Consider the following 14,201-nt stretch of genomic DNA (forward strand, 5'->3'; position numbering starts at 1 on the left):
TTAGCTTTGTTCTTCAGTTTCTTTTTTAAATGTATTTTTGAGGTTGGAGTCCTTCACTTTAATATTGGCATTATCCAGTTCTTTTTGAACAGCAGTGTCAACGGCTTCTTGTTGCACCTTGGATAACAGAACTTCCTCTTTTAAATCCGCTTTCATGTCTTCAAAAGGTTGTTTTTCTTTTTTATCTGTTACTTTGATAATATGGAAGCCGTACATGCTTTCTACAGGCTCACTGATCTCGTTTACTTCCAGGCTATAAGCTGCTTCTTCGAATTCAGGAAGCATAGCACCAGCACCGAACCAGTCAAGGTCTCCGCCATTTTGAGCAGAACCTGGGTCTGTAGAATACTCTGTTGCAAGTTCCGCGAAATCAGCTCCCTCATCAAGCTTCTTCTTCACTTCAATCGCTGTTTCTTCGTCTGCTACAAGAATATGGCTTGCACGTATCTCAGGTTTCATCTCATCATAATATTTTTGAATTTCCTCATCTGTAACTTCCGCATTTTCCATAGCTGCTTTTTCCTGTAGCATGGAGATGCGCAAAGTTTGGCTTAGCTGCTCTTCATTTTTGAAGCCGCTTTGAGCCATTGCTGAATCAAATTGGGGTCCCATTTGTTGCTTCAACTCGTCTAATCGTTCTTGTACTTCTTCATCTGTAACTTCGTATTTTTCACTTAAGACTTTCTCATATACCAATTCACGAAGAACCTCTTCACCAAAACGATCCTTCATAGCTTCATATAGCTCGTCCTGTGTAATGTTACCGGCAGAGGTTTCAGCAATCACCTCCGCATTATCGGCTTTGTCATTGTTACAAGCAGACAGTGCAAGAATTGAAGCGGTTGCACCTAAAGCAATCATCCATTTTTTCATTTAAGTCACTCCCATATGTAGTAAAACGTTCCAATCAATACTATAGCATATTCTCCAAATTTAATGAAATTATTTGACAATACTTTATAGCTGACATTTTGAGGTGATAGCATTTTTTAAAAAAATATGAAAGTTTAAAATGCAGTTGATTTCCGTTCCAGGCGCTTCGCTTGCCTGCGGGCGGTCCGTAAGCCTCCTCACAACGGCTTCAAGGGTCTTACCTGTCCCTTTCTCGCGCGGGTGTCTGCGCGCCTTCCACTCCAGTCAACTATGACTTCATTCAACTAAAGCTATTGAAAAATCATCTAATCGAGTTATTTTATAATGCATGAACGTTTCTTAACGTGATTTCTAGCTGTGGATTGGAGCAAATGGTGAAGACTCCAGCGGGGGAGTAACAGTAGATTGAGACCCCGCAGGCAAAGCCGAGGAGGCTCAAGCACCGTCCCGCGGAAAGCGAAGCCATTTGCGGAAAGGAACAGCGGTGCTTAACCAAGCACCTAAAAATGACGGGATTGGTTTATCTTAAGGTAGCTTTTTAAAAAAAATGGGTAATCGTCCATTCCAATTTTTTAACTTTTACATATGATAAATGGAATCATGAAAACATCAACACACTTTGTTGTCCCAGGATTTGATGTAAAAAACCTTAGAGGCAGGATAAACGCCTATGCCTCCTAAGAAATTGTTGCATAAGATATCGTAACAACTCATAAAGGAGGTGTTACTAAGATGGGTAATGCGTATGCAGGTGGCTTCGCGTTAATCGTAGTATTGTTTATCTTGTTGGTAATCGTAGGTGCAGCATGGTTGTACTAAATACATTTTTAATTAAAAAGGAGGAACTAAAATGTCAGGTGGACATTCCGGCGGATTTGCGTTAATCGTAGTATTATTTATCCTGTTAGTAATCGTAGGTGCAGCTTGGTTATACTAAGCTAGCCCTTGGAGTTTAGGCAATGCCTTTACTCCACAAAAACACCTTCCATGTAAACATGGAAGGTGTTTTTTGTACTGATTTATTATTTGGAGCTTAGCAGAATATCTACATAAGAAGAAATTAATAGAATGGTAATAAGTACATTTATGGTTCGGAAAACTTTCGGCTGACGATCCTCCGGTATTTCCTTTTGAACGCATAAAGCATTCGTTAATTTGTTTATGTAGAAGAGTATAAATACAGCCACCCAAACAAATATAAATGCGATAGCCATAAGATCCCTCCTTTGTGGGGTGCTTTAAACTAACTACGGAATATATACTTATGCCTTCTACCTTACCAAAGTTTATGAGAAAAAGATACTGTGATAGTCCGAATCTTTTACAAAAAAATGAAAAAGCACCCTGAAATCATTAAGATTTTCTAGGACGCTATTTCTTTCTCATTAACTATTAAAATATCATAACCGTTTTCTAATTCTTCAATCTGACATTTGCTTGGTGCACGTTGGATAAGGTTAATATATAGGAAATCTGGAATACATAGACCGATATTTACCGCTGCAAGCATAGAGAAATAATGATAATAGCCCGGGAATATATGGGCAAGTAAGATGCATGCTGTTGTAATAATGGCAAAAGGAGCCAGTAAAACAGCATAGGATTGAATTTTAGTAAAAGGTTTTTTAGTTTTTATTTTCATATATGGCATATAGCACTTAAGTTTCCATTTAAGTTTTACTTGGTTTTTTGTAACAATCAGCGGAAGAACATGACAAAGCTTGTGCATAGTGAACATTCCCATAAGGCCAAGGATGAACCATCCGAAATTGGCAGATGAGACCGTTGTGTCATGGTACATAAGGCTAAAAGACAGAAAGAATACAATAAACGAAAGTAAAGTGATGATAAACGAAATAAGTGTTATGCGATGGAGTCCATATTGTCTCGTAATATCAATGGATTTCCAACAGTTCATAGTTGCGTCACCTACCGTAATTGCTAGTCGTAATCAAAATTACTAAATTAATGTAAGCTTTTTTATTGGAAAAATCAATAGGTGAATGTAATTTATTTTTCTTTGCATCCATCTAAATATTGGTAAGTGTAAGGAATTGTTGTAAAATAAGTAGAAAAGTGAGGAAAACCTTTAAGAATTGCTATAAGAATTTGCAACAGTGAGGACTGAGTAAAGTGGAAGAAAGACTTGCAACCTTGGAGTTCTATGTGGAACTACTTTTAAAACAAATAGATCGTTCCAAGTACCCTTGGGATTATTTGATTATGAGCAGTAAATTGAGCAAGAGGGATGTGCAGGCACTATATCAACTATGTGAAGAATTGAGCAAAGAAATGGATAAACAAAAAGCGGAAGGATTTGTTACATTCTCTCCGCTTCTTATACAATTCAGGGAAGCACTACCTCCAAGTCTGCCTTTGGAGGAGACCATTGCGGCCTTAAGGACACAAGGTCATTATGTTCCACTGATGGATGCATTTCAAAAACTTATCAAGAAGAAGTAACGCTTTCATTTTTTTCTTCAAGCACTTCTTCTTTTTTTGAAAGCTTCCCATCTACCTCTATAAAATCCTCTTCAATATTATTAAAGGAACGTTCAAATATCTGCATGAAATCTTCGCCGTAAACATTACGGATCACGCACATGATATCCAACAGCTCGGGGAATTTTCCATATAAGTCATGCATCGGCAAAGCCCCGCTGAATACGGAGTTTTTACTAGGATCATAGGTTTCCATCAATTCTAAAAGAATTTGTTCTCCTTTTTGCGTTAATTCAATATACGTGTTTCGCTTATCGTTTTCTTTTTTAGAAAATCGAAGAAGTTCTCTTTCTTCTAATTTCTTAGAAAAGTTAAAAGCAGTGGATACGTGCATAACTCCAAACTTGGCAATCTCGGAAATACTGGCACCTTTTAAATGATAAGCAATCCATAAAATATGGTGTTCGTTAATATTTAGGTCATATGGTTTTATCCATTGTTGCCAATCTTTCTCGATGGTCTTCCAAAGTGCTTTACTCAGCTGGGCAACACGTTGGCTGAAGAGCATAGCTTCTTTTAATGAATACTGTCCATTCTGTGTATTCACAAACTCACCTACTTTTTTCTAATATATTACTATCTATTATGACAATAAAATAAAAATTAATAAAGGTCTAAATTTACAAAAAATTAAAATTTTTTATTCAGCAGTGTTTTTTGCTAGCTTTTTTTCTAGATTTTCTAATTCTTCTTGTAGGTTTGCAATGTTTTCTTGAATGGATTCCTGGTGAGGTTTAATCGAATTTTGCCAAAGATCCACGGAGACCTTAATCTCTTCTGCAATATTTCCGACAGTTGCTTTTCCCTCTTCCATAGCTTGTGATACTTGATCCTTAATATGAATAGCCTCTTGTTTCAACTCTTCAATTGTCAGCTGAATAGAATGAGCCGTTGACTTTATTTTTGCTCTTCTTGATGCTCCAGATTCTGCAGTTGTAAGCAGAGCGGAGACACCGGCAATTGTGCCACCTATTAAAACTCCGTAAATGAATGATTTCCCATTCATAGTAATCACTCCTCTATAAAGTTATGTAAATATAGTTCAATACCCTAAGATTATTATATAATTCAACATTTATTAAAAAAATCCTTTTTTTGCTGAATACTTTTCTAGTCTAGCCGTTGAGAATGTAAAGTAATTTGGATTTCCTCATCTTTATTGTTTCCAAATAACTAGTTTATATTAAATCGAACTTTTCGGAAGGTATACTTGTTTCATAAGAAAAGAGAGAGCGGCATAATTATGGTACAAAGGGGGCGGGCTTAGTGGCAGGTATAACATCTGTGTTATTCATCATAAGTATCGTGATGTTGTTTGGTGGGGGAAATTACTTTTTGGCCGCGCAACGGGCAGGGGTATATCCCCCAAGGAGGGTTTTGCAGCAGAGGGCTGTAGCTATTGGAGGTGCCGGTGGTGTGATGTTTTTACTAGCGATATTAGTGACATGGGCTATTTAAAATAAAAAGAGGGCAAATTCCTAACTTGGAATTTGCCCTCTGGGTTATGTTGCAGGTATTAGATTTGAGCGTTTCGCAATGCTCGTTACAATTGGATAGATAATGATCATGACTATTGCATTCAATACGACAGCTGGAAGTACGGCTGTAGCAAAGAAGAATGCAAAGGATTCTCCGCCTGGCAATCCTACAAGTGTCAGGGCACTTGTAAGGAAAATTGCTCCTGAAATAAGGGTACCAATAACGGTTAAGATTCCTGCCTTAACAAGTGGCTTGTCCAGTTTCTTCATTGCAAGAAGCATGAAGAAGAACAAGAATGCTGTAATTGGCTTATCAATGATGTTCGGGATCTGACCGGCTGGAAAAGTAGTTGTCATGGCGGAAATTAATCCTGTGACGACACCTAATAATAATACATTTTTCTTTTCCGGGAACAACATGATACCTAAAAACATCATCGTTAAAGCTAAGTCTGGCTTCATACCGAGAATGACCCCCGGTACCACAGTGTGCAGAACAGCACCAATTCCTACTAATAAAGCTAGTGACACTAAAGTCTTTGTGTTCATTTCTCATCTCTCCTCAACTAATCTAATCTTTTTAACTCCATTAGTACACTCGTTGTCTAATGCGAATTAATAGATACTATTATATAAAAGTTTCCCCTTTTTGAAAAGAGGTAAGCTCGTTTTTACCTATATTTGGCTTGGAAGCTTTTCATGAATTCTGCTAATGCCTGACAGGATTCCAAAGGTACAGCATTGTAAATAGAAGCTCTGCAGCCCCCAACCATTCTGTGACCTCCAAGGCCAATAAAGCCTTCCTCTTTCGCCTGAGTTAGAAAAATAGATGTTAGCTCTTCAGAAGGAAGGTTGAACGTGACATTCATATGAGATCTGGCGCCTTTAACTGCATGGCCAATATAAAATCCTTCACTCTGATCAATGGTTTCATAAAGGAGTCCTGCCTTCTCCTGGTTAATCCTTTCCATAGCTTCAACGCCACCTTGCTTTTTCACCCATTCCAAAACAAGAGAAAGCATATAAATCGAAAAGGTAGGAGGGGTATTGTATAGGGATTTATTTTTGGCATGTGTTTGGTAGTTCAGCATTGTAGGGATATTACTAGGACATTGCTCCAGCAATTCCTTTTTTATGATTACCACGGTTACACCAGAAGGGCCAAGGTTTTTTTGGGCACCCGCATAGATAAGAGAGAAGTCTTTTATATTTATTGTTCTGCTTAGGATATCACTCGACATATCTCCAATTAATGGTATGTACGAAGGAGTGTGTGGGAATTCCTGCCATTGTGTTCCGAAAATGGTGTTGTTGCTCGTAATATGCAAATAAGCTGCATCGGTTGAGAGATCCAATTGAGAAGGAATAGTAGAGTACCCAGATTCCTTTGCGGTGGAAGCAATATGAGTCAATCCAACTTTTTGTGCTTCCTTTAATGCTTTTTCAGACCATGAACCGGACAAGCTATAATTAGCTGTCTTACCTGATGGAAGAAAATTCATTGGGATGGCGGAGAATTGCAGGCTCGCACCACCTTGCATGAAGAGAATTTCATAATCGTCTGGTATTTTCAAAAGCTCTTGTAAAAGTGTTGCTGCTTTTTGATGGACCTTTTCATATTCTTTACTTCGATGACTTAACTCCATAACAGACATACCCGTTTCTTTGAAATCCAATAATTCCTCTTGAGCACGCTGCAGTACTTGCTTTGGAAGAGCTGCGGGTCCTGCATTGAAATTGTATATGCGCTTCATCCTATTACCCTCCTAAAGTAATCTGAAAATAATAATATATATCCTATCATGGATTGTGTTAGAATACATAAAAGATTTTGAAAAAAGTTAGGAGTAATTTAATATGTATCAAGAACATAAGCCTTTTGATGTTAGTCCATATGATCATCCGGATATTTATCCCGGTCCAAGACCTGCGTCTTCTTTTTTATTTTGGAAAGGAAAGGCTCATCGTATTGAGGCGGAAAAAGGGGTGCCGGTTGAGCAACAGCCTATTCACTTTACCAATGTCGATCATGTGCTTGGAAGCTTGGCATTTCAAAGTACGCATGTAAAAAAGGTAGAGGAGTTTTTCAAGGAGGAGCGGTTTGATTCAATGGTACCCGTTGTCGCTTATGGGTCGAATGTTTGCTTAGCACAGCTGCAATACAAATTCCGTTTGCGCCCGGAAGAAGATGATTTTATGCTTTGCTTGAAAGGTACAGTAACGGATTCTGATATCGTTTACGCACCATTTTTGGCACCGTATGGTTCTCTGCCCGCAGTCATTGCACCCGTAAAGGGTGCTGTATGTCAGGTATGGTTGACATTTATTGATAAAAAACAGTTGGAATTGATCAATTCCACTGAAAAAGGATATGAACTTAGAGTTCATGAGGGGAAGAAAGTACGTTTAGATACAGGAGAAGTCTTTGAGAATGTTTATGCTTACTATGACCCGCGTGCCCTGTTATGGAAAGGGGAGATGCGCAGATTCAAGGACATTTCCGGTCAAAGTCCGCTTCAGTCCGTCTGGCAAAGCGAGATGCTTAACGAGTTAAAGCTGGCAGTAGACCATAAAGGAACCCGTGAAGAATTTATACATTTATTAAGATGGGATAGGAGCTATCGTGATTTTGTAGAGGGCTTTCTAGAGGAAGAATGCACCTTTGCTTTTGATCATCCTGACTGGAAAGCGGCGGAAAATATCCTGTCCATCCGCGAGATGGGAAGAAGGTTTTGAATACAAAAAATGACGTGGCCAGTAGTGGGAGTCACGTCATTTTTGTTTTACTTAATACCTTGATTAATTTTAGTTGCTATCTCTTGCAAATCTTGTGTTGTGTAATCGCTCTGGTTTGATTTCCAGACTGCTCCAAACCCGTCTCCTTTGCCGTAACGAGGGAGAATGTGAAGGTGATAATGGAAGACCGATTGACCGGCAGCTTCTCCATTATTATTTAAAAGGTTAAGACCAATTGGTTCAAACTGTTCTTTAATCGAGTTAGCGATCTTAGGCACCACTTTAAAGAGATTCTCCGCTATCTCTGGTGTAAGCTCGTAAATGTTTTCTTTATGTACTTTCGGAATAACTAATGTATGGCCCTTTGTTACCTGGCTAATGTCAAGAAAAGCCAGAACATGTTCGTCCTCATAAACCTTGGCAGCAGGGATATCCCCATCAATAATTTTACAGAAAATACAATCACTCATTTGATTCACCTCTGGACTTTAGTTTTATCTATTTTACCATGTTTTGGACAAGTATCCTAATATGTTGAGCGGTCAAAAATAAACAAGCAAGAGCATTAGCTCCTGCTTGTGAAGAAAGGGACGAGAGGCAACAAGCTTCTCTATCTGAATAAGGAGAAGCCTACAAACATCATTTTAGCGTTCAAATAACTGTGCTTGATAAACACCTCATTTGATTTATAAAATGTGTCTAATTGTCTGCTTTCCTGTTCAAAACAACCATCCCCTTGTTACTGAGTTTTACAACTTTAGTAACGCGGCTATCGACGTAAAGTCTCTTTAACGAACACCTCATTTTCAGAATGAATCAATCACAGGATACGACTTAAGAGTAAAGTGTCGCCCGTAAGCACCTCATTTCTTCATCAATCGGAGTTACGTTACAGATGATCGTGTGGTTGCAGTCGGTTAAGTCCCACAACGACGAGAGAAAAAGTTTAACCTATCGAGAACAAAGCAACACTGTCTTTGACAGTCACCTCATCTACAAAGAAGTAAACCAAAGGCTTGTCTAAGTGCCCCTCTGTCCCCTTCCTTACATATGATGCGCACTTTCCTTAAAATTATGTTATGGTAAAATTTAAATTAGAAAATTTTTTTTGCATTTATGTTACAGGGGGATTAAATTTCGTAAAGGGGTCAGACCCTCAAAGGAATTTCGCCCTCCATGTAGTAGCTATATTCAATACATAATATCGTTGGCAGAAAGGGTAGGTTGATGTGAGTTTATTGGAGATTAGTGGGTTGACTGGTGGTTATACGAATCAGGCTGTGTTGAGGGATGTTTCGTTTGGTGTGAAGGCTGGTGAGTTGGTGGGTTTAATTGGCCTTAATGGTGCGGGTAAAAGTACGACGATCAAGCATGTGATCGGAACGATGGAGCCGAAGAAAGGATCGATTAAGATTAATGGGATTTCCATTCAGGAGGATACAACTAAGTATCGTTCTACTTTCACATTTATTCCTGAAACACCGATTCTATATGATGAATTGACGTTGTATGAACACCTGGAGCTAACTGCGATGGCGTATGGGTTATCAAAAGAAACATTTGAAGAGCGGTTGCATCCGTTATTAAAAGAGTTCCGTATGGAAAAACGTCTTAAATGGTTTCCTGCCCATTTTTCAAAAGGAATGAAGCAGAAGGTCATGATCTTAGCAGCTTTTCTAATCGAACCGAAGCTCTATATCGTCGATGAACCATTTGTCGGGTTAGATCCCCTTGCTATCCATTCTTTATTAGAAATGATGGATAAAGTGAAAAAGAGTGGAGCAGGCATCCTGATGTCCACACATATTCTCGCGACAGCAGAAAGATATTGCGATTCATTTGTAATCTTGCATGAAGGAGAAGTGCGGGCAAAAGGGACGTTGGAAGAGCTGAGGGTTCAGTTCAACATGCCGACGGCTTCGCTTGATGACCTCTATATTCAACTGACAAAGGAAGAGAGCAATGTTTAATGTCGATCAGCTCTGGCAAGCCAGATTCAGCCAATATATAAAGGATACCAGAAAATATTTACGCTATATGTTCAATGACCATCTTGTGATCGTCATGATCTTTCTGCTAAGCGGCCTTGCCCTAGCTTATCAAAACTGGTTAGAAGTAGTACCGCCTGATTTTCCATATGCCTTGCTTATGGGGGCAATTTTAGCCCTGCTAATGACAAGAGGAAGCATCCATACATTTCTTAAGGACCCTGACCTTGTCTTTTTGCTTCCACTTGAAGAGAAGTTAAAGCCATATATCAAAAAATCATTCATTTACTCCATTGTATTGGAGAGTTATTTTCTTTTACTTGTGTTTGGTGTATCTGTTCCGCTTTATTTCAAACTAACAGATGCAACGTTTCAAACGTTGATTTTCGTGCTTCTCTTATTGCTGGGGATGAAATCATGGAACCTATGGATGACATGGCTCATCAATTTCTATACAGATAAAAAGGTAAGGCTTGTGGATTGGTGGATCAGACTTGCTTTGAATTTCGGACTGCTATATCTTATATTTTCCGAAGCGAATCTGCTATTTATCGGTGTGGTTATGGTAATTATGCTACTTTTGATTGCCTATTTTCAAAACGCGACCAAGAAAATGAATTGGAAATGGGACTTATTAATTGAAAATGAAACCAAACGTATGCAGCTATTTTATCGGGTAGCCAATCTTTTCGTTGATGTACCAGGCCTTAAAGAAAAAGTATCAAGAAGAAAATGGTTAGATGTTGTCCTTTCTTGGACTCCTTATGGGAAAGACAAAGCATTTGATTATCTATACTTGCGCACATTTTTGCGTTCAGGAGATTATTTTGGACTTTATTTGAGGTTATTGATTATTGGAGCTATTTTGCTTTTGACACTTCCTGTTGGGTACGCGACATATCTAGTGGCTGTCCTGGTGCTATATTTGACGGGCTTTCAGCTTATTCCGATGTGGCGCCATCATTACAATAAACTCTGGTTGTCGATTTATCCTGTTCAAGAAAAGCACCGTATTCTTGCGTTTACTAAAATGATTATGGTTATCTTAATTTCACAAACCATTATCCTTGCTGCGTTATTAGTTTTTGTAGCGACATGGATGGAAGTATTGGTTGTGTTGGTTGGCGGGGTTATTTTTTCCTTCTTATATGTACAAGGGGTGGTAAAACGCAAGATCGCTTCGCTATAACTTCTAGAAAACACTCACTTTTGCTTGGGTGTTTTTTTTTTAGCTAAGAAAGTATATAAAATCCTGTTGATTTCCGTTCCAGGCGCTTCGCTTGCCTGCGGGCGGTCCGTGAGCCTCCTCGGCTGCGCCTGCGGGGTCTCACCTGTCCCTTCCTCCCGCGGGCGTCTGCGCGCCTTCCACTTCAATTAACAAGATGGCTTCATTTAACTTAGGTTTTTAAAAACCATCTAGTCGAGTTATTTGAAAAAGCATTAACAAATCTCTACGTAATTTCTAGCTGTGGACTGGAGCAAATGGTGGAGACTCCAGCGGGGGAGTAACGGTAGCTTGAGACCCCTGAAGCGTTGAGAGGAGGCTCAAGCACCGTCCCGCGGAAAGCGAAGCCGTTTGCGGATATCAACAGCGGCGTCAATCCAGTAACTAAAATCGTTTTCCCGTTGTTTTTTTGAAACATATTTAACCTAAACCTCGTATATGAAGTAAGGATAGATAAAGGTGAGGAGTGTTTTCATTGTTTGAAGAAAAGGTAATGGATGAAACACGAAGGTGGAAAATGCAGGTGGCCAAAAAGTCCACAATGTTTCAACGATTCTCCAAGGGTGCGCAAAATAAGGTGAATGCAATAATACCAGAAAAAGTCCACACCATCATGACAGAAAGCATTAAAAAGATGGTCCAAGGGACACTTGTGGGGAGCAATATAACAACTAAGATGAACGACGGGCATGTTGTCATGACCTTAGAAGAGAAGGAAAAGTGGATACAAGAGAAATTAAATGTATATAAAAAGGCCGCTGCAATGGAGGGGGCTGGAACAGGAGCGGGGGGAATCCTCCTTGGTCTTGCGGATTTTCCTTTGCTCTTGTCGATTAAAATGAAATTTCTATTCGAAGTCGCTGCCATTTACGGTTTTAATACGAAAGAGTATGAAGAGAGAGTATTCATCCTATACATTTTTCAGTTGGCCTTCTCTAGTGATTCTAGGCGAAAAGAAGTGTTAAGATATATTGAAAATTGGGAAGAGCACAAAGAGGAAGCAAAGGAACTTGACTGGAAGGCATTTCAACAGGAATACAGAGATCACATTGATTTGATCAAGATGTTGCAGATGATTCCAGGGTTTGGAGCGGTAGTTGGGGCATATGCAAACTACAATTTTCTCGATCAGTTGGGGACGACAGCGAAACACTGTTATCGATTAAGGATGTTCAAGGATAAGGGAATTACCATCTAAAAAAACGCCAGGCTTTTTAACATAAGCCTGGCGTTTTTCAATCCTATTATTGATGAGTAGGAATAAGCTTTCCTTTTTCATGTTGATGATACAGGACCGTTGCTGCTCCAAGTGTTTTAGCGGCAATCAGCAGTGACTTTTCATTAATATCAAATTTCGGATGATGGTGAGGGTAAGCCACTTCCACGCCTTCCGGTTTTGCTCCGGTAAAGAAGAAAGTCCCCTTCACATGTCTTAAATAGTAAGAGTAGTCTTCTCCGCCCATATGTGGTGGTGTTTCTTCCAACGTTTCCACCCCTTTTACCCCAGAAGCGACGCTAACCAGGTAGTCTGTCTCGTCTTTATGGTTGACAACAGCAGGGTACCCTCTGTGGAAGTTGTATTCATAAGTAGATCCGTTAAGCGCACATGTAGAAGATGCCACAACATCTATTTCCGCTTCAATCATATCTCGTACATCATCATTGAATGTTCGTACAGTGCCTTCTAAGTAAGCGGAATCTGCAATGATATTAAAGGCATTTTCTGCAACAAACGTTCCAACAGAAATTACTGCAGGGTCAACAGGATTCACGCGTCTGCTTACGATTTGTTGAAGATTAAGGACTATTTGAGAAGCTGTGACAACTGCATCTTTTGTTTTGTGCGGTTGTGCACCGTGGCCGCCGGAGCCTTGAACTTTAATTGAGAAGCGATCGGCAGCAGCCATCACAGGTCCTACTCGGTATTGAATTTTGCCAACATCCGTACCAGCCCATAAGTGCGTGCCAAATATAACATCGACTCCTTCTAAGCAACCGTCATTAATCATTGCAACAGCCCCGCCCGGTGCATATTCTTCGGCATGTTGATGAATCAAAACAACATTTCCTTCGAGGTCCTCTTTAAGTTCATTTAAACACTTTGCAAGCACTAGTAATGTTGCGGTGTGGCCGTCATGTCCACAAGCATGCATGACACCTGGAACTTTTGATTTGTATGCCACTTCTTTTTCATCCTGTATGGGAAGTGCGTCAAAATCAGCACGAAGGGCAACGGTTTTTCCTGGTAACGCTCCGGCAATTTTGGCAACTATACCATTGCCTCCCACATTTGTTTGGTGAGCGATTCCTAGATCTTCATAAAATTTGGCTATGTAAGCGGCAGTGTGGAATTCTTTAAAAGATAACTCAGGGAATTGGTGCAAATAGCGTCTAATCTCAACCATCTCATCATAACGACTTTCTAAAAGCTGATTCAGCTTATCTAACAAGTGGCTCTCCCCATTTCTCAAATTAATTATCAAAGCTTTTATTTAATATAGTATTCTATATGACTATTCGAAAAAATAATAGTCATAACTTTCATAAATTTAGTAAAATAGTAAATGGATATTGGGATAAGAGGAGACGTGAAACATGGAAGCAGAATTAGGCAAGAAACTTGTCATAGAAAAACAAAGCAGGAAATGGAGAAGATTGATCCTATTTATATTATGTGGTGCCTTTTTTATTTGGTCCTTTCAACAAATTATGAATGAACATACAATTGGCTTTGATGAATCCATCCGCAGCATGGTAAATGGATTGGAAGCAGAGTTACTTATTAGCTTCTTTCACTTGTTTACCATGTTAGGAGATAAAACGGGAGTCATTATTATCATGTTACTATCCATAATCCTGATCTGGTGGAGACAAAGGGATTACGCAGCGATGGGAGTAATCGTTGGAGGCGTCATCCTCGTCAATGAACTGAACAAATGGCTGAAAGACTTCACAGGGCGTGAAAGGCCGATGACAGGACCAGGAGCGGAAAGTCTCAGCTTTCCAAGTGGTCATGCGATGGTCGGGTTATTTTTCTATGGGTTATTATTATACTTTGCTTTGAAATATACAAAACAAAGTGGGATGCGCATGTTAATTGCGGTAATAGGTGTAATCTTTATCGCGCTTCTCGGTACAAGCAGAGTATTCTTGAATTATCATTACCCATCAGACGTGTTTGCTGGATATGCAGCAGGATACATATGTTTAATCCTAGGTGTATTGTTTTATGAATGGATTCACATGTTACGTCAAAAGAGGAAAGCAATGTAGCTCCGGCTCATTGCTTTTTTAACTTCAATTCAGTCTTAAGACGGACAAAGAAACTGGCTGTGGATAGGGGATTTTCCATAAGTGAAAACGTAAAATAGAAATATATTAGAGGGTTTACTCTAAACT

General features: G+C 39.3%; 18 protein-coding genes. 9 read left to right on the top strand and 9 right to left on the bottom strand.

Translation table 11 applies throughout. The features are described 5' to 3' along the window. Complete coding sequence (locus LC091_RS13615) at positions 1-873, bottom strand: peptidylprolyl isomerase (RefSeq protein ID WP_226682577.1); 873 nt, start codon at positions 871-873, stop codon at positions 1-3. A 732-nt stretch (positions 874-1,605) separates the two neighbouring features. Here LC091_RS13615 and LC091_RS13620 point away from each other — a divergent pair. Together LC091_RS13620 and LC091_RS13625 are read left to right on the top strand one after the other, a co-directional pair. Beyond that, positions 1,606-1,692, top strand: a complete 87-nt coding sequence (locus LC091_RS13620) for a YjcZ family sporulation protein (protein ID WP_063561705.1) — start codon at positions 1,606-1,608, stop codon at positions 1,690-1,692. A gap of 31 nt (positions 1,693-1,723) precedes the next feature. Further along, the gene (locus tag LC091_RS13625) at positions 1,724-1,810 is read left to right on the top strand and encodes a YjcZ family sporulation protein (RefSeq protein ID WP_082153634.1); all 87 of its coding nucleotides are present in this window, start codon (positions 1,724-1,726) and stop codon (positions 1,808-1,810) included. A gap of 85 nt (positions 1,811-1,895) precedes the next feature. Here the strand turns inward: LC091_RS13625 and LC091_RS13630 are convergent, their stop codons facing one another. Together LC091_RS13630 and LC091_RS13635 are read right to left on the bottom strand one after the other, a co-directional pair. After that, positions 1,896-2,087: a hypothetical protein gene (locus LC091_RS13630; protein ID WP_264179324.1), complete on the bottom strand. Its 192-nt coding sequence runs from the start codon at positions 2,085-2,087 to the stop codon at positions 1,896-1,898. Between the two features lie 149 nt (positions 2,088-2,236). Further along, positions 2,237-2,791 (bottom strand): DUF3267 domain-containing protein, encoded by a 555-nt coding sequence (locus tag LC091_RS13635; protein ID WP_226682578.1) that lies wholly within the window; start codon positions 2,789-2,791, stop codon positions 2,237-2,239. A gap of 215 nt (positions 2,792-3,006) precedes the next feature. Between LC091_RS13635 and LC091_RS13640 the strand changes: the two genes are divergently transcribed. After that, positions 3,007-3,336 (top strand): DUF1878 family protein, encoded by a 330-nt coding sequence (locus LC091_RS13640; RefSeq protein WP_226682579.1) that lies wholly within the window; start codon positions 3,007-3,009, stop codon positions 3,334-3,336. Here the strand turns inward: LC091_RS13640 and LC091_RS13645 are convergent. Together LC091_RS13645 and LC091_RS13650 are read right to left on the bottom strand one after the other, a co-directional pair. Continuing rightward, on the bottom strand, positions 3,323-3,922 hold the full coding sequence (locus LC091_RS13645; RefSeq protein ID WP_226682580.1) for an HTH-type transcriptional regulator Hpr: 600 nt from the start codon (positions 3,920-3,922) through the stop codon (positions 3,323-3,325). The genes LC091_RS13640 and LC091_RS13645 overlap by 14 nt on opposite strands. A gap of 93 nt (positions 3,923-4,015) precedes the next feature. Further along, the gene (locus tag LC091_RS13650; protein ID WP_226682581.1) at positions 4,016-4,381 is read right to left on the bottom strand and encodes a YtxH domain-containing protein; all 366 of its coding nucleotides are present in this window, start codon (positions 4,379-4,381) and stop codon (positions 4,016-4,018) included. A gap of 260 nt (positions 4,382-4,641) precedes the next feature. Between LC091_RS13650 and LC091_RS13655 the strand changes: the two genes are divergently transcribed. Then, on the top strand, positions 4,642-4,833 hold the full coding sequence (locus LC091_RS13655; RefSeq protein WP_226682582.1) for a hypothetical protein: 192 nt from the start codon (positions 4,642-4,644) through the stop codon (positions 4,831-4,833). A 44-nt stretch (positions 4,834-4,877) separates the two neighbouring features. Here the strand turns inward: LC091_RS13655 and LC091_RS13660 are convergent, their stop codons facing one another. Next, entirely contained in the window at positions 4,878-5,402 is a 525-nt protein-coding gene (locus LC091_RS13660) for a tryptophan transporter (RefSeq protein WP_226682583.1), read from the bottom strand. Positions 5,403-5,524: 122 nt separating this feature from the next. After that, a complete protein-coding gene (serC, locus tag LC091_RS13665; protein ID WP_226682584.1) occupies positions 5,525-6,607 on the bottom strand; it encodes a 3-phosphoserine/phosphohydroxythreonine transaminase in 1,083 nt (360 codons plus the stop codon). A 103-nt stretch (positions 6,608-6,710) separates the two neighbouring features. Between serC and LC091_RS13670 the strand changes: the two genes are divergently transcribed. Next, positions 6,711-7,589 (top strand): hypothetical protein, encoded by an 879-nt coding sequence (locus LC091_RS13670; RefSeq protein ID WP_226682585.1) that lies wholly within the window; start codon positions 6,711-6,713, stop codon positions 7,587-7,589. Between the two features lie 47 nt (positions 7,590-7,636). On the opposite strand, the gene LC091_RS13675 is transcribed toward LC091_RS13670, so the two are convergent. Beyond that, positions 7,637-8,059: an HIT family protein gene (locus LC091_RS13675; RefSeq protein ID WP_010192262.1), complete on the bottom strand. Its 423-nt coding sequence runs from the start codon at positions 8,057-8,059 to the stop codon at positions 7,637-7,639. 759 nt (positions 8,060-8,818) lie between these two features. On the opposite strand from LC091_RS13675, the gene LC091_RS13680 reads away from it, so the two are divergent. The 3 genes from LC091_RS13680 (at position 8,819) to LC091_RS13690 (ending at position 12,000) form a co-directional block, all read left to right on the top strand. Further along, positions 8,819-9,559 (top strand): ABC transporter ATP-binding protein, encoded by a 741-nt coding sequence (locus LC091_RS13680; RefSeq protein ID WP_226682586.1) that lies wholly within the window; start codon positions 8,819-8,821, stop codon positions 9,557-9,559. Continuing rightward, positions 9,552-10,766, top strand: coding sequence for an ABC transporter permease (locus LC091_RS13685; RefSeq protein ID WP_226682587.1), 1,215 nt, complete (start codon positions 9,552-9,554; stop codon positions 10,764-10,766). Before LC091_RS13680 ends, LC091_RS13685 begins: the two co-directional genes overlap by 8 nt. 511 nt (positions 10,767-11,277) lie before the next feature. Then, a complete protein-coding gene (locus LC091_RS13690) occupies positions 11,278-12,000 on the top strand; it encodes an EcsC family protein (RefSeq protein ID WP_319003665.1) in 723 nt (240 codons plus the stop codon). Positions 12,001-12,046: 46 nt separating this feature from the next. Here the strand turns inward: LC091_RS13690 and LC091_RS13695 are convergent, their stop codons facing one another. Next, positions 12,047-13,252, bottom strand: a complete 1,206-nt coding sequence (locus LC091_RS13695) for an amidohydrolase (RefSeq protein ID WP_319003666.1) — start codon at positions 13,250-13,252, stop codon at positions 12,047-12,049. A 145-nt stretch (positions 13,253-13,397) separates the two neighbouring features. Here LC091_RS13695 and LC091_RS13700 point away from each other — a divergent pair, with 145 nt between their 5' ends. Next, positions 13,398-14,075, top strand: a complete 678-nt coding sequence (locus LC091_RS13700; RefSeq protein WP_226682588.1) for a phosphatase PAP2 family protein — start codon at positions 13,398-13,400, stop codon at positions 14,073-14,075. The last annotated feature ends 126 nt before the right edge of the window (positions 14,076-14,201 follow it).

This window comes from Sutcliffiella horikoshii (assembly GCF_020524325.1).
Classification (GTDB): domain Bacteria; phylum Bacillota; class Bacilli; order Bacillales; family Bacillaceae_I; genus Sutcliffiella_A; species Sutcliffiella_A horikoshii_D.